Raw genomic sequence first — 19,234 nt, 5'->3', positions numbered from 1 at the left:
GCGGGAGCGGCAGCCGGTCGAGGCCGGGCACGTCGGGTTCCTCGTGCACGGTGCGGTACAGGACGGCGGCCGGGTCGCCGAGGCCGAAGGGCCGCTGCCCGGTGAGGGCGTACGCCAGCACACAGCCCAGGGCGAACATGTCGCTCGCAGAGGCGGCCTCGCCGCCGGTCCGGGCCTGCTCGGGGGCGAGGTAGCCGGGAGTGCCGACGACCGCGCCGGGCTCGGTCAGCGCCGTGACACCCGGCGACTGGGCGATGCCGAAGTCGATCAGGCGGGGGCCGTCGAGGGCGAGCAGGACGTTGCCCGGCTTGACGTCCCGGTGCACCAGGCGTGCCTCGTGCACTGCGGTCAGAGCGCGCGCCAGCACCTTGCCCAGCACCCGTACCGCACGCTCCGGCAGCGGTCCGCAGGCCGCGACCGCCTCCGCCAGGGAAGGTCCGGGCACGAACGCGGTGGCCAGCCACGGCGCCGCCGCCTCCGTGTCGGCGTCGAGCACCCGCACCACCCACGGGCTGTCGACCTGCGCGGCCAAGGACGCCTCCCGGCGGAAACGGGCCCGGAACTCGGCCTCGCCGACGTACTCGGGCTGGATCACCTGTGACGCCGGTGTATGGCACGTCGGGCACAGCTCATCGCCTGTCGCATCCCCGACTTGGAAGGCGCTCGGGGACACCGGCGTCTCCGCACCGTCCGGCCTCACCGCTCCGCATGCCCCCGGGGGCGCAATGGCGGACACTCCTGTATAAGGGTCGGCGTATTTCGCGCGGGCCGTGGTGAGGTGTTCGGCGTGCTTGAGGTCCCGCTCTGGCTGTGGGGGGCGTTCGCCGCGACGGTGGTCGTGTCGCTGGCCGTGGACCTGCTGTCCCACCGCACCGCGCACGTCATCCGCTTCAAGGAGGCAGCCGCCTGGAGTGGCCTGTGGGTGAGCCTCGCCCTGATCTTCGGCGCGGTCGTCTTCCTCGTCCTCGGCTCCACTGCCGGCACCGAGTACACGACGGCCTGGCTGCTGGAGAAGAGCCTGTCGGTCGACAACCTCTTCGTGTTCGCCGTGATCTTCGCGTATTTCAAGGTACCTCGCGCCTACCAGCACCGTGTGCTGTTCTTCGGAGTCATCGGCGCGCTCGTCTTCCGCGGGATCTTCCTCTCCCTGGGCGTGGCCGTGGTCAGCCGCTTCACCGCGGTGCTGTTCGCCTTCGCGGCGGTCCTCTTCTACAGCACCTACAAACTCCTCAAGAATGAGGAGGAGAGCTTCGACCCGGGCAAGAGCTTTGCCGTGCGGATGCTCCGCAAGATCATCCCCGTGCGGGACGAGTATGCCGGGGCGAAGTTCTTCGTCAAAGAGGCCGGCAAACGGATGGCGACCCCGCTGCTCGCGGTGGTCGCCGCGATCGAGGCCGCCGACCTGATCTTCGCCGTCGACAGTGTCCCGGCCGTCCTCGCGGTCAGCGATGACGCCTTCATCGTCTACACCAGCAACGCGTTCGCCATCCTCGGCCTGCGGGCCCTCTACTTCATGCTCGCCGGCCTCCTGGACCGCTTCCACTACCTCAACAAGGGCCTCGCGATCATCCTCGCCTTCATCGGCATCAAGCTCATCCTCCAGGCATCCCACAAGATGATCAGCCCCGGCATCCCGGAAATACCCTCACCGATCAGCCTCGCGGTCATCGTCCTCGTCCTGGCGGGTTCCGTGGTGCTCAGCCTCACAAGACCCGCCCCCACGGGCGTTCCGGAACAGACCGACGAACAGAGAGACGCCTCCGGGACCACCGAGCGGCCCAGCTCACCACCTGTGGCGGATGACCCCGAGCCCCCCACTGGATCACCAGGTCGGGACACTGAACCCCGCCCACGCTCAGGGCGGCGAGGAGGCGGGGCACTTCCCGACCCGCCAGTTCGGGCATATCGTAAAAATATGGTCAAAATGAAGCGTAAGTCCGAAGCGTACGCGTGCCCGACCTGCAAGAAATCCGTGCCGGCCGCGGTCCACCGCCACAAGACCCTCGGCGTATTCGTTCCCGTCTGGGGCCCGGGCGCATGTCAAAACCGCGACTGTCCCGACTTTCGGTTGGAGCCCGGCCACGAGCACCCCCAGGCCCGGTAACGAAATCGGCAGTGCGGCGGTGGGCCGCCGGCGGGATGCCCGTTGCGTGAGGCGGCCCACCGGATCCACGCCGGGATCGTCGGCCGGCACGATCACGGCCTTCATACGCTTGCCCACCGGCTCGCGCCGCACCTCGGAACCGCGGCACACCGCCATCGCACGAGATCATCCGATTCGGTAGGCGGACGACCGGCCCTTTGGTAGCTTCGTCCCCTGAGTGAAGGGCGATCGGTCAAGCGCCCGTAGGGGTCGGGGGACACCAAATGAACAGCACGCCGAAACCGAAACTGGTCTTCGTCCACGGCATCGGCGGGCCGCGGGTCCCGCGCGAAGAACTCATGGAGTGGAAGCGGGCGTTGGCCGGCGGGGCGCGGGCCGCGAACCTCGCCTCCGACATCTCCGCGCTGACCATGGACTGGCTGGCGGACTGCTCCTTCGCCTACTACGGCGACCTGTTCACCGATGCCGAGCCCCAGAGCGTGGGCGGCCCGGACGATCTCGACGACGAGGAAGCGGCCATCGTGCTCGGCCTGCTCGCCGAGTTCCTCGAAGAGGAGGCGGCGCGGCCTCAGAACCAGGGCGACAGGGCACTGGCACGCGTACGGGCGCAGCTGAGCCCCGACGGCCAGGCGCAGGGTTTCGTCGGAGCCGGGCGTCACCTCTGGGCCATGGCGACCGCGGTGGTCGCGGTGCCCGGAGTGGCTCAGGTGACCCGTTGGGCGTCCGCCAGTGACGTACTGCGCACATGGTCGCAGCCCGCGCGGTATCTGCGGCGCAAGGACAAGGACAAGGGCAAGGACGGGCAGGACACGACGCTCGACGAGCGGATCAGGGCCCGGGTCCTGGAGTGCCTGGACCCCGCTCGGCCCACCGTCGTGGTCGGGCACTCCCTGGGCAGCGTCGTGGCGTTCGAGACGCTGGCGTCGTACAAGGGTCCCGTGCCGCTGCTGGTCACCATCGGTTCGCCGATCGCGACCAGCGGACTCGTCTGGCCGAGGCTCAGGCCGAGGCCGCCCGCCACCCCCGACTGCGTCGATCGCTGGCTGGACTTCTGGGACGGCGACGACCTGATCGTGCCGCGGCGCAAGCTCGCCGATCTCGTCCGGCCGAACGAACGAGGGGTCAGACCGACGCCGCGGCGATTCGACTCCCGTATGTGGTGGGCCCATGGGGCGACCACCTACCTGGAGCGCGCCGAGGTCGCGGAGCCGGTGATGCGGACGCTCTCCGCCGCGTCCGCCCCCGCCGGCGGGACGGACGCGGGTGCCGGGACGGGCACGGCCGCCGGGACGGTCGCCCCCGTGGCCGGTTCATGACCGCAGCCCGGCCGACGACGACGGTCCGGCACGCCCTGGTCGTCGCCACCCAGTGTCCGGCCGCGAAGCAACACCTCAGCACCCTCGTCACCATGGCCGAGGAGCTGCACGGGCTCCTCACCGATCCGGAGATCGGCGCCTGCGTGCCGAGTGACCCCGACGGCGGCCCCGCACTGCGGTCCGGGAAGGTCACCGCCCGGCAGGTCGAGGACGCGGTCCGGGCCGCGGCTCGCCGGGCGAACGAAGCGCGCGCCGAACTGGTCCTCGCCTTCCTCGGCCACGGTCAGACACCGATGGGCAACGCGACGCTCTACTACATGGCGGACGACACCCTGGCCGGGGACGCGGGCAGTTCCGTCGAGGTCGGAAAGCTCATCGCCGACGCCGGGGACCTGCCCGGCGTCAAAGGGGTCATCACCCTCATCGACACCTGCCACGCCGGTGCGGGCGTCCCCGACACGCGTGCGCTGGCAGGTGGCTTCGCCCTCGGGAACAACCGACACTCGCTGCTCATGGCGGCGGCGGCGCACCAGAACGCGTACGACCTCGACTTCAGCCGTGAACTCGCCTTGCTGCTGCGCCACGGCGTCCTGGGCCGCGGAGAGTTCCTGCGAGCGGCCACCCTCAAGCTGGAGCTGACGAAGCCGAGCAGGATCGTGAAGCAGAACTGCGAGAACCTCGACCGGGACGGAGACCCGGACGCGGTCGAGGAGTTGTGGGTGGCGCTGAACGTGCGGCGGCCCACCTGGACCCCCGGCCGGCACATCGGCGACTTCGGGAGTGAGGACCTCCGCGAGGCACTGGCCGCATGGCCCGGCCACCCGGCCCTGGCCGGCGGCTGGAACCCTCAGGCACTGCGGGCACTGCGTGAACAGGCGGAGGCCTCCGAGTCACCCGGAGCACTGCGGGTCCGGCAGGTGGCCGACGGACTGCTGCAGGCGGGTACCACGGTGGACATGGTCCACGCGTGGGCCGGCCGGGCCCTCACCACCCCGGCTCTGCGGAGCGTGGCCGCCGACCTGAACGCCGCCTACGAGGCGGCCGATCCGTCCTTTGATCCGTTGCGTCCGCCGAAGCGGACCGAGGGCACCGACCTGTTGCGGTACATACTCGAACACGCGGCGCTGCGCGTGTTCGCCACCGCCAATCCCGTCGGACGCCTGGCGCGGGCCGTGGCCGCCATCGCCGACCGCTGCCGCCTCGACCCCGATGACGAGCGGGTCGACGCCTGGGCGGGAAGCGTGGACGGTGTCGTCGAACTCAGTGACGCCGTGGCGCGGCAGGCCGCACTACGCCAGGACGGGACCTGGCGACTGGTCATCAGCCTGCACACCGCTCGGATCGACTGGCCGGAGTCGCTCTCGGTGTGGCTGCGCGACGGCGAGCGCGGCGAACACCACGAGGAGTTCCCCTGCGAACCCACCCGCGCCGGTGTCGAGCGCCTGTTCCCCGAGATCATCGCCTGGGCGTGGAAGAAGGTCCCGGGAGGCGCCCGGCTCAGGAACATCGACGTGGTGGTCCCCGCCCCGCTCATGCTGACCTGGGAGCCCGAGAAGGCGTCCGACGGCCAGTACGCACTGGGAGCCGGTCACACGGTGGTGCTGCGCTGGGCGGGACGGCTCGCGGTCCCGGGCTACCTCGCCGGTATGAACGAGAGGGGCCGGGACCGGCTGAAGGAGCTGGACGAGCGTCCCGGTGACGACCGCGCGCCGGTCGACTGGCTGGCCGACGGCGACACCCGCGACACGGGCGCGCTGACGGACAGCCTGCGCTGGGGAGCGTACGACCGGGCCATCGGCCTCGACCACCGTCCGCCGCACCTCACCGAGCTGGTGGAGATGCTGTTGACCTACACCCCCATCCTGCTGTGGCCGCGCACGGACGCCGACGTGGACGGTCGGGGACGCGAGTGCCTGGACGCGTACTGGGAGCGGCTGCCCGACCAGTTCATCGAGGCGTACCGGCGTCGTTGGCGTGCCGAGGTGGGCGGACCCGCCCGTCCGGCGCGACCGGCGGACGAACACCTCGTCGGCCTGGCGGGAATCCGGGCCGCCTGGCACGACCTCGAATGGCTCGACTTCTGCCGCTGGTTCGAACAGCAGCCCCCGACCCACCAGAGGAGCGCCTGATGTCCTGGAACACGTACTACGTCGGGGACGGCGAACCGCGTGATGTCACCCTCGCCGACCCCCCTCCGTGGCGCACTTTCCCTCGGGTCCCCGACCAGCAGGCCTTCCAGCCGCCGGAAGGCCTGACCGACGCCGTCAACGCCGCCCTCTACCTCCACCGTCCCTTGCTGATCACAGGCTCCGCGGGTACGGGCAAGTCCACCGTCATCGAGCAGGTCGCCGCGGAACTGAAACTCGGGCCCGTACTGCGTTGGCACATCACCTCGCGCAGTACGCTGCCGGACGCGCTGTACCAGTACGACGCGCTCGGCCACATCCACTCCCTGCGCCTGCACCAGACGGCCCATCAGGGACGGCCCACGGGCCGGAGCCGCGGGCGTGGCCGCGGCCACGCCCGGACCGAGCGTCCCCAACCCGTGGACGACATCGCGCCGTTCCTCGAACTCGGGCCCCTGGGCACCGCGTTGCTGCCCGGCGACCAGCCCCGGGCGCTGCTCATCGACGAGATCGACAAGAGCGATCTCGACCTGCCCAGCGACCTCCTCGACGTGCTGGAGCGCGGGGAGTTCGAGATCCCCGAACTCGTACGCCACCGCTTGCGGCAGGTGCAGATCCGAGTCTGGGGCGAGAAGAAGCGGACCCGTCTCGTACGGGACGGCCATGTGCAGTGCACGCGGTTCCCGTTCATCGTGATGACCAGCAACGGCGAACGCGACTTCCCCGCCCCCTTCTTGCGCCGCTGCATCCGCTACCCCATGCCCGCGCCGACAGAGGACACGCTCCGCGACGCGGTGGTGGCTCACCTGCAACGCGAGGTGCCCGACGGCGGACCGGTGGCGCAGCTCATCAAGGACTTCGCCGAACGTGTGGCCAGGGGTGACTCCCTGGCGGTCGACCAACTCCTCAACGCGGTAAGGCTGATCAGCGACGAGCAGGCGCCCACCGGTGCACGGCGCGATCGGATCGTCGACCTCCTCCTGCGCGAACTCTCCGGTGGCTGAGGCCCTCGAATCGCTGGTCCGCGTGCTGGCCGGGGCCCTGGGCGAGGACGCGGACGCCACATCGATCGCCGACGCCCTGTGGCTGGCCGCGGCCCCCGCGGCTCCCACCGCCACGGAGGCCGCACCATGCGGCGACCTGCCCGAGCCCGCGCCTTCCGACGCCGCGGGGGCGGACCCCGCGTCACCGTCGGCCTCCGACACCGACACACCTGCCTCGCCGCGCCCCGTGGAGGACGCGGGCACGGCCGTGCTCTACGAGCGGCTGCCGCACGCCCGACCGGCGCCAGGCACCTCGGTCGCCGTTCCGGGGGGCCGGGATCTGCCCCGGGCAATGGAACTGCGCAGAGCGCTACGCCCCTTCAAGCGCCGCTACTCCCAGGGCCGGCGGTCGGAACTGGACCTGGACGCGACCGTCCGCGACTACCGCCGCACCGGCGAGCTCACTCCCGTCATGGGTCCCAGCCCCGAGCCGTGGTTCGAGGTGCTGCTCGTCGTCGACGCGTCGCCCACCATGGCCGTCTGGCAGAACACGAACGCGGAGTTCGCCACCCTCCTGGCCGGTCTGGGCGCGTTCCGACGCGTGCGGACATGGAGCCTGCGGCCGGGGTCCACCCCGGTCGTCACCGACCACCAGGACAGGCGCGTCGCTCCCGGGCAGGCCGTCTCCTCGGACGGCAGACGCCTGGTGCTGGTGCTCTCCGACTGTGTCGCGCCCGGCTGGCGGCAACCGGAGACCTGGCAGCTGCTGCGTAGTTGGGGAGCGAAAGGCCCCGTCGCGCTGCTCAACCCGCTGCCGGCCCGTCTGTGGCACCGCACCGGCCTGGACCTCCCCGCGATCCGCGTCGGACAGCGCAGGCCCGCCCTCAGGAACTCCGACCTGACCTTTCACATCCCCCTGCTGGTCCGCACGCTGCCCAACGCCAAGGACGCGGACTGGCGGCCACTGCCCACGCTCACGTTCTCCCCGCACTCCCTGGCCCGCTGGGCGGAGACGTTCATGCGCGGGGCGCCCCACGGGTACGACGCTGTCCTGGTACCCCGAACCGGCATCGTGCCCAGCCTCTTCCCCGTGCCGAACGTCGCGCAACGCACCGGCCCCGACCCGACGGAGGTGTTCCTGCGCACAGGTTCGCCCCTGGCGGTACGGCTGGCGGCGCTGTGCAGCCCGTTCGGCAGACTGAGCCTCCCGCTCATGCACCTGATCCGCCAGCAGATCCTCCCCGAGGCCGGTGTCGGCGACCTGGCCGAACTGCTGACGAGCCCCGTCGTGAACATTCAGACGTACGAGGACGGGCCGGCGATCGTCTTCTTCGACGAGACGACTCGACAGCGGCTCGCGTCGCGCCTCAGCCGCCGGGACGCCTGGCGCACGTACGAGGCTCTCAGCCGGCACATCGCCGCCAGGAGCCCGGGAGGCGCGGTGGACATCCAGGCGATCGCAACGTCCGAGCCGGACTCGGTCCCGCCCGCGCTGTACCCGTTCGCCCGCGCGTCCGAGGACTTGCTGAAACTGCTACGGGAAGGCGAACCTGTAGGGCGCCCTCCGCTGCCGGGCGCCTCGGAGGAATCCGCGCCACCGCCTGTGCCGGGCCCGAGTCGGGGCCTGCCCGATCCGGAACGCACCAGCGCTCTGCTCATCGGCTCTTCCCGCTACTACAACGGCAACCACGCACGGCATGAAGCGCACGCGGCTGTCGCGGCGATGCGGTCCTTCCTCACCTCAGCGGAAGGCTGGAACCTGCCCGACGACCGCTGCGTCTCGCTCGAAAACCTCCACGGGTCGGGCAGGGATTTCGAAGAGGTCCGCCGGGCAGGTGAAGTGGCCGACACAGTACTGCTCTACTTTGCCGGGCATGCGAGGGTCGACAAAGGAGGACAGCTCCTGGGCTTCGAGCGCGTCGCGCGCATCCTCAGTGAGTCGAGGCCTCGTCACATCATGGTGATCCTCAACCAGACTGACGGTGTGACAGCTACCTGGGCTCAGGGGGCCTGGGACCTGCATGGACGGGCCGGGTCAGGAGACGTGGCGGTGCAGATGTTGTTCGCCGAGACGGCGCACGAAACCGGGCTTGCGGGGCCACTGACGCAGGAACTCCTGAGAGTCGCCACCGAGGGCGTGCCGGGCGGTCCGGAGTTCCTGGACCTGCCCACCATCGCCGACTACATGAGCACCCCCGTCGACACCGACCGCATCAGCTCGCGCCTCCGGACCAGGTTCATCGGCGAGGGCCCGGAAACGCTCGCTTTCGCGCGTAACCGGGCCTGGCCGTCACCGACATCCCCGGCCCGGACCGACGCGGAGGACGGCATCGCCGTTGCCGATTCGGTCGGAGCGGTGCATGAGTCGGTTCGAAAGCGCATTCAGGCGGCTCTTCCCCGTTCCTACCAAGGCGCGTACCGGAGAGAGGTGGACCGTCTTCTGCTCGCGCTACTCGCTTTCGTGGCTGGCTTCATCGACGGAGCCGAGCGGGCCGACAGTGAGACGACACTGCTCGCCACAGTCCGGGACTTCCTCGACCGTAGGGGAATCTCCACGACACAGGAGAGGCTCGTCGGCGATCACCACGTAGGTGTTCTCTGGTCCTCGGAGGCCCACTTGTTCTCGGTCCACGTCAGGCGCGATGGAATGGCCAGCTGGCAAGCCGCTTCCTTGGTGAACTTCGAACTGGTTCTGGAGGTGGTGGCCCGGGCCGAGACACCCGACCTCTCCGACTGCGTCTCCATGACCGCCGAGGCGTCCGGCAACGGCGAGCGACCCTGCGTCGTGACCATGCGCCTGCCCGTCCCACAGCGTCGTCCACACGATCCTGAGGTGACCCTCCACCTCCCTGAGGCAACTCTCTACGACTCTGAACGGGGTGCGATGTACCCGTTCCCCGACGACGACGGCGTTTCGAGAGAGGTCTCCCTGGCCGACGCGGTGGCGTCGGCCTGCGAGGAACTGCTCGGTGATTCCGTCGGAGACCCGTCCGCCGACGACAGCACGTACGGAGTCTGGGCACTGAACGGGGTGGAACTACCGGCTGGAATCACGGACCTGACCATCCACGGCATCACGCCGGACACCCACTCGATCGTCTGGGACACCGTGGAGGAGTACGAGTACGGCCTAGTGCTCGGGCAGGTGACGGTGGACGTCGGGCTCGTCCTCGAAGGGTTCATGTACAAGGCTGACTATGCCCTCGCAATGCCCGAAGTGCGGCTGCTGGGAGACGTCAACGATCACACGGTGGAGGTGAGTGTGGAGCGGAACGCTCAACTGGTCTTCGACGCCCGGCGGGAACTGGACGATGTCGAGCTGGAGTTCCGCGGTACGAATCCCAACGAGCCCCACCCGCACGAACCCATGTGACGGTGCGGCAGTGCCCGACCGGGCTCCCGCGGTGCCGCCACGCCGCTCACGACGCCGCGAGCAGAGCCGTGTCGAGGTCGCTCACGAAGGCTTGCCAGGAGGGGAGTTGGGCCACGGGGCCGTAGGGGGCGAGGTGTTCGAGGAGCTTGTGGCGGTGGTGGGGGAACGCGTTTCTGGACCTGCCCCGACAGCGGCGACCGTCTCGATGTGAGGCACCAGGCCGTCGTTACTGATGCCCTCGCCGGTAAACCGGGATTCGCCGGGGTCACGCCGCCCGCGTGCTCAGCGTGGTCTGCGCGCCGGGCGGAGTGGTGAGGTAGGGAAGGATGTCCGCCTTGGTCACGTAGTCGCGCTGGCCCTCCCGGATACGCCAGGTGCCCTGGAGCGGACGCAGCCGCAGGGCGCGGGCGGTCGAGCCGTCCTCCAGGCGGTGCACGGCGGTGTCCGCGAAGAGCACGTCCTCGGGGGACACGAGCTGGACGACGCCGGGGGAGTGGGTGTTGATGAGAACCTGCCGAAACGGGTTGTCCGGGCCGGGAGCCGTGGCGGGATCGACAGCGAGGTCCTGGACCAGCTCGACCATGGGGATCAGGTTGGCCGGATGGATCCCGTTCTCCGGCTCCTCCATGCACACCATGCCCCCCACGGTGGGGTCCTCAAGCAGGACGCAGAGCGCGAGGAAACGCAGAGTGCCTTCGGAGAGGCTACGGGCGGGCAGCCTCGTACCGTCCTCCTCGCTCACTCGTACCGTCAGCAGCTGCCGGACCTCGTCCTGGTCCACACTCAGGTCCCGGATCTTGACGCCGGCCAGGTCGGACAGGCGGCCCGCGACCCTCGCGTACACCTGATCGGGGTCTCCCGCGTCGGGACTGTGCGCGACGCGATAGAGGGTCGCGGGCAGATGCGATCCGTCCACTCCCATCACTGACGGGTCCAGGAATCCGTCGGCGCTACGCAGGGCCGACGGTTCCAGGGCCAGTCGCCGCCAGGACTCCATCTCGCGCCGGGCGGCCAGGATGGTTGGGTCGTCACTCGACGTGATCGTGGACACGACCGTACCGGGGGCACGTGAGGCGGCCGCGGGCTTCGGCTGTCCCCGGCTGCCTCCGTCCTGGTGGATCTTCACGATGGGCTCGCCGCTCTCCGCGTCGGTGTCGGACGAGATGAAAGGCGCGCCGCTGCGGTGACCGGTGATCACCGCGTTGCGGAACTGACCCGCACTGTGCGGAAAGCGGAGATGCTGCTTCGCCGCGCCCTTGGTGATGTGGCGCAGGTCCTCTCTGAGGAGGGTGAGCCGGCCCAGCCGGTCGAGACCCGAGGGCTCCTGGTACCCGAGCTCCAGCTCGTAGCGGAGAAACGAGGTGGTCGTGCGGGAGATCCGGCCGAAGTCGTCCTGCACCTCGCCCGGCACGATCATCTCGGCCGCGAAGCCCATACGGTGGTGACCTGGCGTGAACCCTTTCCAGAAGAGGTCACGGGGGTCGCTGTGACGCTGCCCGTGGACTCCTCGAACCTCCTGTGTGGCCTCCATCATCGAGTTGTCCGCGAGCAGGGAGAGGAACTGGACGGCGTCGAAGACGTTCGACTTGCCGGTGCCGTTCTCGCCCGCGATACAGGTGAACGGCCCGAAGTCGATCGACAGGTCCAGCAGGTTCTTGAACCCGTGGACTTCGAGTCGCGTCAGCATGGGGTCTCCTGAGGCTCACCGGGCGGTTCGGGCTCAGCGTAGTGCCTGGTTGGGCCGGTGATCGGTCTTGCGGGCCGGTCCTTGTCCCGCCGCGCGGAGAACCACCCACGCGGCGAACTGTCACGAGGCGAACGTTGTCAGTGCTCGGGTCAGTTCGGCGTCGTACTGATCGGCGTCGAAGTGAAAGGCCGGAGGGCGTGTCGCACCATCGGGCACCTGCCAGTCGGACCACTCCACGATCCCGCCGTGACGCTGCACGAACACGGACAGGTAGCCACAGCATCCGCCCGTGCACTCGGGCTCACCCAGCACTACGCGTCGTCCCTCGCCGGTCGCCCAGAAGGGCCCCTGGCCCTCGGCCGGCAACGCCTCCTCGGCAAACGGACCGCGGCCTCCCTCTCCGGCCGCCGCTGCCACCACTTCCTCGCCATCGATCCGGAAGGACAACTGGGCAGCCCACCGGGGGCCCGGTGGCAACACGCTGACCTCAAGCCGATTGAACACCCAAGCCCCCTACGTGAGTACTGGCCGACACAGTTCCGTTCCTACAACCGGAACCCGTCGCTGTCCTCCTGCGACATGTGTCCTCGTCGCGCGTTTCGTAGCCGGAACGACCCGGTGGTAGGTCGGTACCGATTCTGCCGGACGCGGGTCGGGCGAGCACTGGGGTCGACGCCGGTCGGTCACCCCGCGCCGCCGCCTGCCGGTACGCGTAGTTCCGCCCATACGGTCTTGCCGGGAGCGGTCGGGCGTGGCGTGACGCCCCAGTCGTCGGCGAGGGCCGCTACGAGGAGGAGGCCGCGGCCCCACTCGCCGTCCAGGGACGGTGTTCCCGGGGCGGGGAGCTTCTCGGAGCGGGTGTCCGCGACCTCGATCCGGAACGCGCCGCCGCTCTCGGTGAGACGGAGATGGAAGTCGCGGCCCGGTACGTGACCGTGGCGGACTGCGTTCGCGGTCAGCTCCGCGGTGATCAGGGTGACCGTCTCGTTGGCCGATGAGGTGTAGGGATACCCCCATTCGTTCAGCCGGTGCGAGGTGAGGCGTCGGGCCAGTCGTGCGCCGCGTGGGGTTGATGTGAACCGCATCGCGAACTCACGTACGAGCGCCCGGCGTTGTGGCATATGCCCCTGTGGGGGAGTTGCTGACTTCATGCGGTCAACGGTTACGGAGTGTGCGTAGCGTTGAACAGGAGCGACGCGCTGACCGCCGTCGGTTGTACGCGGCCGGTGTGCGGTTGTACGCGCGGTGCGGCGTGACCGGCCTCCCGCGCGGCGCGTTGGTCGCGGGAGCGGTGGCATTGCGGGGTGTTCGGTGGTGGTGGTCGTGCGGTGCGTACGGGAGGTACTGGCGTGGAGGAGCCGCAACAGGCGGAGGGCGAGTACGAGTTCGGGGCGGGGATCCTGCATGTGTTCGGGCGCCAACTGAAGCTGTGCCGGGAGCGGGCGGGGCTCGACCGGGCCGAGTTGGGGACGCGGACGGGGTACTCCGCGTCGACGATCGCCTCGTTCGAGCAGGGGAGGCGGATTCCGCCGCCGAAGTTCATCGACCTCGCCGATGAAGTGCTGGATGCCGGTGGGGTGTTGAGGGTGGGGAAGGAGGAGGTGGGGAGGGCTCAGTATCCGGCGTTCTTTCGGGATGCGGCCCAGTTCGAGGCGCAGGCGGTCGAATTGCATTTGTACGCGACTCAGGCGGCACCAGGGCTGTTGCAGACCGAGGAGTACGCGGCGGCCGTGTTCGCCATGTGGCGACCACTGCTGGAAGAAGCGGTCATCGAACAGCGAGTAGCTGCACGCCTGGCGAGACAGGAGATCTTCGCCCGGCGCCCGGCACCCCACGTGACCTTCGTGATCGAGGAAGCAGTGCTGCGGCGCCCACTCGGCGGGGAGGCGGCCTGGCGCGGCCAGCTGGAGCAGTTCCTACTTGTTGGGGAGAAGCGGAACGTCGAGATTCAGGTGATGCCGCTCTCCCGTCTGGAACATGCAGGACTGGCTGGCCCGTTCACCTTGATGGAGACCAAGGATGGGCGGAGGATCGCCTACACGGAGGTCCAGGGGGACAGCCGCGTCCATACGGAGCGGGGAAAGGTCCGGGAGATCGAGGCTGCGTACGGGAGTCTCCGCGCGCAGGCGCTCACACCGGCCGAATCGCTCTCGTTGATCGAGAAGTTGTTGGGAGAGAGATGAGCGGGGCAGTGGCCAGACCGGACGTTGACGACATGGCCTGGTTCAAGAGTAGTTACAGCGCTGGTAACGGCGGCGAGTGTGTCGAAGTCGCATCCTGGCTGGGGCGTACGCATGTGCGCGACTCGAAGGACAAAATGGGTCCCATAGTGAGCCTCACGCCGAACGCTTGGACACGGTTCGTTGGCTTTGCCGCCCAGCACGTGGCGTAGAGCGAAGCGCGACCTTTGCGGTGCCCCGTGACCGTCCGGGGTCGGTTACGGGGCACCGCCGTATGTGGTGTGGCGGCAGGCTTTCAGGTCACGCCCACGGATCGATGTCAGGCGTCTGCCGGTTCCGGCACTGAGGAGGAGGCAGCCGGGGGCGGGGACCAGCGACCGGCGGCGATCTCGGCATCCAGGCGGGTCTGGAAGTGGGCGTGGGCGGCGCGCATTTCGGCTTCGCGGTCGGCCTTGTAGAAGGGGGCCTCGAAGCCAGCCGGGGGCGGGGTGTGCTCGGGGTTTTCCAGGTGGTCGAGGAGATCGAGGTAGTCCTGCTTGGTTTGGCCGTGGCCGTAGGTGTTGAAGTCGCCCGCGATCTTGCGGCCGTTGACGTCGAAGTAGGTCACCGACTCGTAGGCGTACAGCTGCGGGTAGCGGGACTTGAAGATCGCAACGAGTTGGTCGGCGGTGATGCCGAGCCAGACGGCTACGAGAGCATCGAGTTCGACGACGGCGGCGCGGCGCCCGAACTCGGCGCGGAGCGGGGTGGAGTAATCCCAGGTCGGCTTGAGGCCGGAGGCGAGGGGCTTCAGATGCGGCCAGTGGGGGTTGCCCCAGTCCTCGTAGCCTGCCCAGCGGGGGTCGAACAGCTCCACCCAGAGGGGGGCGTAGTGGGAAGTGAGAGCGTTCAAGCGGAGCGAGCGGAGAAGGAGGGCGGGGGCGAGGGGGTGCATTGGGTCCGGGGCTGGCATCTTGCGGGCCTCGCCGACTTGGAGGTGCGACTGGCCGGTGATCCGCAGTAGATAGTCGAGCGGCAGAGTCGCCCAGAAGCCCGCGTTGAGGACGGTCAGCCGATTGTTTTCCAGGGCTGCGGAGTGCACGTTGTGGATGTGTGCGGGACCGGGCGGGATGAGGGCGGCCTGCAAGCTGCGGCTATTGTTGCTGGGAATCATGACTCGCCAGGCCAGCCGGAAGAACGTTGTGAACGGCTTTCCTTGCCAGGAGTCCTGAGCCGCCCGATACGTCGCCTCGTCAGTGGCCCGGACATAGTTAGTCACAGGGACGCTTGCTTCGGGCAGTTCTGTCGGCACAAGCGAAACCCAGTCCCTGTTACTCCGGCAGGGAATTCTCGGCTCCTTTGAGAAGGGAAGTGATGACGCGAAGTGCGGGCCCTGAACAATGACGTCTGACAACTCAGGGACGGCCTGGTTTCCCCAGCGGATCAGCCCCTGCTTCTTGGCGCCAGCTTCGTCGTACCCCCTTGTGATCATCGGGCTGTAGTCGGCCAGGCTCTTGCCAAAGGCGGCCAGTGCCTCGATTGCCCCTTGCTCGCTCACGAGGACTGGGTACAGCAGAGGGGTCTCGGCCGCCTTGCCGGCTGAGCCCGTTAGAGTCTGCCAGCTGGCCAGCAAGAACGAGTTCACATGTACCACGCGCTCGCGGTGCGGCCTGATGTCCCACGAGCCGCTGTGCTTAATGCCAGGCACTGGGCCTCGCCCGTCATGAATCAGAGAATCAGGAAGGACCTCGGCGTCGCGAAGTTCGCTGAGATGCAGGAAATCGGGATCCTGTGACGTTCCGTAGATGTGCATCCCGAATTGCTGGGCCCAGTCCAGATCGTCGAACGCCCATTGGGCTGAGTTGACGAAATGCGCATGAACACGGAGATGTCGGTACGCGGCAGCCCGGATTGCGCCCTCGCGTGTGCCACGGAAGTGTGTGTCCGGGTGGATCAGGCCTGCACTGCCGTGAGGTGCGATGTGCTGCCATACCTGCGCCATGAAGGCCCGGTACAGGTCGCCTTGAGTACCGACAAGCAGTGGATACGTGACCGGGCTGCCCAGCGCGGCGACGGCTCCCGCGTGGGTGGCGAGCTCGGCGAGGAGATATCCCAGGCCGTCCGCCTCTGTGCCCAGCACTTCCTCTTTACGCAGCCGCCATTCCTCCGCACCTGGCTTCTCGGCCAGCACAAACCAAGGCTCCAGCTCCGCCAGAAGCACATCTTCCTGCCACCGTGGCCGCACCCAAGGCGGATTCCCCACCTGCAAGTCGAAGCCGCCACCCCGCGCAAAGACCTGCGCGAACTCCAACTCCCAATGGAAGAAGCCCTGTTGCCCGGCGATCTCGGTCGCCAAGGCCGTCCAAGGGAACCGACTCTCCAGCCAGTAGGACCGGTCCATGCCCATCCAGTCGGGCAGCTCGTCCTCGTACCGCTCAAGCTCGTCGAGCGTGTCGAAGGAGCCGACCAGGTTCTCCTGCGAGACGTCATGCGTCCCCAGCAGCGCCTCGGCGAAGTCGAGCCAGTCGTCCAGGTCGGCCAGCGGGATCACGGTCCGGCGCTGCCCGGCGAAGGCCCTCTCCTCCTTGCGGGAACCCTTGCGGCGCTTGGCGATGTCGGCGCGGGTGACCTCGCGGACCGTGACGTTGCCGAGGAGATCCATCTCCTCGTACGTACGGACCACCTCGGCGGCGTCCGGCGCATCCCCGGCAGCCACCCCATCGCCCAACGCCGTTCCGCGAGCCGCCACTTCGGTCGCCCGCGCGTACATCTCGTGGGACCCGTCGAGGAGCCCGGATTCCTGCACGGGCCAGAACCACAGCGCGCACCACGCGTCCATGACCTTCTTCAGGCGCCAGTACGGCGTGTCCACGGCCTCCAGGTCGGCGAGGACCTTTTCACGCGGCACCGCGTCCTGCGGTGAGCGCAGCCAGCCGTCCTCCGCGCCCCAGACATCGATCCGCCGGGAGATGTCCCGCTCGGAGATCTCCAGGCGTCGGGCGACGAGCCCCCACAGGTACTCGGACCGCCTGGCCAGCCCCTGCAACCGTTCCGTCTGCCGCTTCGACGGGGACTTGGTGATCGCCCTTCGCCAGGTACCGAGCGCCTTCGCCTCCTCCGGCGCCAGGGCCCTGGCCTCCTTCTCGGCGGCGACCGCACCCCACTCCTTCGCGGGGAGGAGGAAGTGGTGCACCGCACCAGAAGGCAGGCCACCCCCGGCCTCCGTCTCCGCCACCGCCTGCGTCAGCGGGAAACGCTCAGGTGTGGCGCCCAGCCAGCCGCCCTTCTTCAGCCTGTCCGCCGCGTAGATCTCCCGTCGGCCGCCGATCAGCGAGTTGCCGCGCCGCAGGTGCAGGCCGAACCACGGCGCCTCCATCCCGGGGTGCATCGTGTTGAGCCACAGGGAGACCTCCGCCAGCTCCACGGCCGTCGAATTCAGGTCCACGCCATAGGAGTTGTGCAGGGCGATGTACGCCTTGGCCTTCTGGAACTCGACCGCGTACTTCTCCGTGTCGATCGAGACACGCAACTCGTCCTGTCGCCGGCGCAGGTACTCCGCCGCCACCTGATTGATGGCCTCGTTGAGGAACGCGCCCGAACCCAGCGCCGGTTCGCAGATCTTCCAGTCGAGCAGTTCCCGCGCCTCGGTCTCCGACCCTTCCTGGTCGAGCCGGTGCTGCAATGCCAGTTGCACCGTCACCTTCGTCAGCGACTCCGGCGTGTAGAACGACGCCGACGTCTGCCGGTCCCGCCCCGACAGACGGTACACGAACGACCCCGGCCGATACCGGACCCGTACCTCCTCGGCGGTCTCCTCGTCCTTCCTCCGTACGAAGACGGAGTCCGCGTACTCGCCCGCCTTCGACGCCGGGACCAGCCACGAGCCGTCCTTGGCGTCCCCGCCCTTCGCGACCTCGTACAGCTCCTCGCTCGCCACGAAGCCCGAGTACGACATCAAGCCCTCGTAGACCGCGCCGAGTTGGTTGATGCCGAGCTGGGCGTACGAGATGAAGCCGCCGCGCTCGCCCTTCTTGCCGCGGGTGAGCATCAGGAGGCGCAGGACGCGGTACAGGGTGGCGTTGCGCAGGCGCGTGTCCACGTAACGCGGCTCGCCCGTCTCGTCCTCGTCGAAGCGCGGGTCCTCGACCGAGCGGGCGCCGATCAGGCGGATCGACTCCTGCTCGAAGAGCTTGGAGTGGAGGGGCTCGAAGCGGAGCCCGATGTCCTCGGACACGGAACCGGACAAGGAACCGGAGGCGGAATCAGGTGAGGGTGTGGCCGCCTCGCCATGCGTCTTGCGCGAGCGGTAGCCCTCCTGGACCTTCCGGAACAGCAGGTCCAGCGACTCGTACAGGTAGAAGCCCTCGCGTGCCTTCTCGCCGACCAGGTCCCGTTCCGCCACCAGCTCGCCCAGCCGGCCGAGGCCGTACCCCTGGTGGTACTCCGGATAGTCCGACGGCAGGATGCCCAGCTCCGGCCGCGCCTCCGCGTACAGCAGGAACAGGATCCGGTACAGAAAACGCAGTGACTCCCTGGTCAACTGCTTGGACAGCTCGGGGAGTTCCTTCACGTCCTCCGGACGGACCCCGGCCGCCCGCAGTCGCTCCAGGACCTCGTTCGCGATCAGCTCCACCGACAGACGCAGGCCGTCGCGCAGGTCCGAGGACACGCCCACCGCGTGCTTCGTGGACTTGTCGACGAGTCCGGCGAGGGGATTCTCGCCGCCCTCCTCCGGCGTCCGGAGCGAATCCGCTCCGAACAGGGCCGCCAGGGTGTCGAGTTCGCCGCCCGCGCGTGCGTCGTTGCGCTCCAGTGCCGCGTCCAGCGAGGCCGCGAGGTAGCGGCCCTCTCCCCAGACCGCCCGGTCGGCCAGCACGATCACGCCGCCGACCAGCAGAAGCACGTACCGCGGCGCGTCCTCGCACGCGAAGAGGAACGAGGCCAGCTTCGAACCCGTCGTCAGCTCGGTGGAGCCGTCCAGCGCGATCCGGTGCAGCAGCCGCCCCGCTCCGCTCGCGTCCAGGGCCGCGTCCGGCTCCGCGGCCCAGCCGCAGTCCAGGGCGACCAACCCGGTCTCGGCGTGGGCGACCTGGACCTCGTACGTGTGGTCGGCGCGCTCCACGGTCAGGGTCTGCGGCTTGGCGTCGTAGCCGAGGGCGCGCAGCGACGACGCGTTCAGCTCCGCGGCCCGTTCACGCCATGCCGGTGAGTCGTACGTCGTCGCGTCGTCCGGTTCGGCCGCCGCCTCCGCGAAGGAGGCCCGCGCCCTGAAGTACGGGCGCCGCAGCTCGCGCAGGCCCACGCGCGGAGTCACGGGGAGCGCGTCCGGGTCGGCCTCCGTGTCACGGGCCTCCTCCTCGCGGTCCTTCCACGTCGCGAGGAGACCTGCCTTGAGATCCTTGGGGAAGACCTCGGCCAGGTAGTGCGCCGAGAAGTAGTCGCCGCGGTTGACGAGCGAGTCGTAGGTCATGGCTGGAGAACCTCGT

At 69.0% G+C, this 19,234-nt stretch carries 10 protein-coding genes and 2 pseudogenes; 7 read left to right on the top strand and 5 right to left on the bottom strand.

Annotated elements, in window-relative coordinates; genetic code table 11:
* Positions 1-604, bottom strand: a pseudogene (locus ACH4YP_RS33790) (serine/threonine-protein kinase); the annotation flags it as partial.
* Positions 605-787: 183 nt separating this feature from the next.
* On the opposite strand from ACH4YP_RS33790, the pseudogene ACH4YP_RS33785 reads away from it, so the two are divergent.
* From ACH4YP_RS33785 to ACH4YP_RS33765, 5 genes and pseudogenes are all read left to right on the top strand, one after another.
* Positions 788-1,780 (top strand): annotated as a pseudogene (locus tag ACH4YP_RS33785) (TerC family protein); the annotation flags it as partial.
* Between the two features lie 587 nt (positions 1,781-2,367).
* Positions 2,368-3,420 (top strand): alpha/beta fold hydrolase, encoded by a 1,053-nt coding sequence (locus ACH4YP_RS33780; RefSeq protein ID WP_398494603.1) that lies wholly within the window; start codon positions 2,368-2,370, stop codon positions 3,418-3,420.
* On the top strand, positions 3,417-5,549 hold the full coding sequence (locus ACH4YP_RS33775; RefSeq protein WP_398494601.1) for a hypothetical protein: 2,133 nt from the start codon (positions 3,417-3,419) through the stop codon (positions 5,547-5,549). The genes ACH4YP_RS33780 and ACH4YP_RS33775 overlap by 4 nt, the downstream gene beginning before the upstream one ends.
* On the top strand, positions 5,549-6,550 hold the full coding sequence (locus ACH4YP_RS33770) for an ATPase (RefSeq protein WP_398494600.1): 1,002 nt from the start codon (positions 5,549-5,551) through the stop codon (positions 6,548-6,550). Before ACH4YP_RS33775 ends, ACH4YP_RS33770 begins: the two co-directional genes overlap by 1 nt.
* Positions 6,543-9,902 carry an SAV_2336 N-terminal domain-related protein gene (locus ACH4YP_RS33765; RefSeq protein WP_398494598.1) on the top strand — a complete coding sequence of 1,120 codons (3,360 nt, stop codon included), beginning with the start codon at positions 6,543-6,545 and terminating at the stop codon, positions 9,900-9,902. Before ACH4YP_RS33770 ends, ACH4YP_RS33765 begins: the two co-directional genes overlap by 8 nt.
* A gap of 265 nt (positions 9,903-10,167) precedes the next feature.
* Here ACH4YP_RS33765 and ACH4YP_RS33760 read toward each other — a convergent pair whose 3' ends face one another.
* The 3 genes from ACH4YP_RS33760 to ACH4YP_RS33750 all read right to left on the bottom strand — a co-directional run bounded on the left by ACH4YP_RS33760 (position 10,168) and on the right by ACH4YP_RS33750 (position 12,740).
* Entirely contained in the window at positions 10,168-11,589 is a 1,422-nt protein-coding gene (locus tag ACH4YP_RS33760) for an AAA family ATPase (RefSeq protein ID WP_398494596.1), read from the bottom strand.
* Between the two features lie 120 nt (positions 11,590-11,709).
* Entirely contained in the window at positions 11,710-12,036 is a 327-nt protein-coding gene (locus ACH4YP_RS33755; RefSeq protein ID WP_398494594.1) for a hypothetical protein, read from the bottom strand.
* 236 nt (positions 12,037-12,272) lie between these two features.
* Positions 12,273-12,740 (bottom strand): ATP-binding protein, encoded by a 468-nt coding sequence (locus ACH4YP_RS33750; RefSeq protein ID WP_398494593.1) that lies wholly within the window; start codon positions 12,738-12,740, stop codon positions 12,273-12,275.
* 198 nt (positions 12,741-12,938) lie between these two features.
* Between ACH4YP_RS33750 and ACH4YP_RS33745 the strand changes: the two genes are divergently transcribed.
* Positions 12,939-13,772 (top strand): helix-turn-helix domain-containing protein, encoded by an 834-nt coding sequence (locus ACH4YP_RS33745; RefSeq protein ID WP_398494591.1) that lies wholly within the window; start codon positions 12,939-12,941, stop codon positions 13,770-13,772.
* A complete protein-coding gene (locus ACH4YP_RS33740) occupies positions 13,769-13,981 on the top strand; it encodes a DUF397 domain-containing protein (RefSeq protein WP_398494589.1) in 213 nt (70 codons plus the stop codon). The genes ACH4YP_RS33745 and ACH4YP_RS33740 overlap by 4 nt, the downstream gene beginning before the upstream one ends.
* A 107-nt stretch (positions 13,982-14,088) precedes the next feature.
* On the opposite strand, the gene ACH4YP_RS33735 is transcribed toward ACH4YP_RS33740, so the two are convergent.
* Positions 14,089-19,218: a class I SAM-dependent DNA methyltransferase gene (locus tag ACH4YP_RS33735; protein WP_398494587.1), complete on the bottom strand. Its 5,130-nt coding sequence runs from the start codon at positions 19,216-19,218 to the stop codon at positions 14,089-14,091.
* Positions 19,219-19,234 lie beyond the last annotated feature (16 nt).

The organism is Streptomyces sp. NPDC020747, assembly GCF_044334695.1.
GTDB lineage: Bacteria > Actinomycetota > Actinomycetes > Streptomycetales > Streptomycetaceae > Streptomyces.
The sequence above is the reverse complement of the archived record's forward strand: the minus strand, read 5'-3'. Positions and strand labels throughout refer to the sequence as shown.

What these genes read in the sequence shown, in the direction of transcription:
- ACH4YP_RS33780 (WP_398494603.1), top strand. Translation starts at nt 2,368, where the DNA reads ATGAACAGCACGCCGAAACCGAAACTGGTCTTCGTCCACGGCATCGGC.
- ACH4YP_RS33775 (WP_398494601.1), top strand. Translation starts at nt 3,417, where the DNA reads ATGACCGCAGCCCGGCCGACGACGACGGTCCGGCACGCCCTGGTCGTC.
- ACH4YP_RS33770 (WP_398494600.1), top strand. Translation starts at nt 5,549, where the DNA reads ATGTCCTGGAACACGTACTACGTCGGGGACGGCGAACCGCGTGATGTC.
- ACH4YP_RS33760 (WP_398494596.1), bottom strand. Translation starts at nt 11,589, where the DNA reads ATGCTGACGCGACTCGAAGTCCACGGGTTCAAGAACCTGCTGGACCTG.
- ACH4YP_RS33750 (WP_398494593.1), bottom strand. Translation starts at nt 12,740, where the DNA reads ATGAAGTCAGCAACTCCCCCACAGGGGCATATGCCACAACGCCGGGCG.
- ACH4YP_RS33740 (WP_398494589.1), top strand. Translation starts at nt 13,769, where the DNA reads ATGAGCGGGGCAGTGGCCAGACCGGACGTTGACGACATGGCCTGGTTC.
- ACH4YP_RS33735 (WP_398494587.1), bottom strand. Translation starts at nt 19,218, where the DNA reads ATGACCTACGACTCGCTCGTCAACCGCGGCGACTACTTCTCGGCGCAC.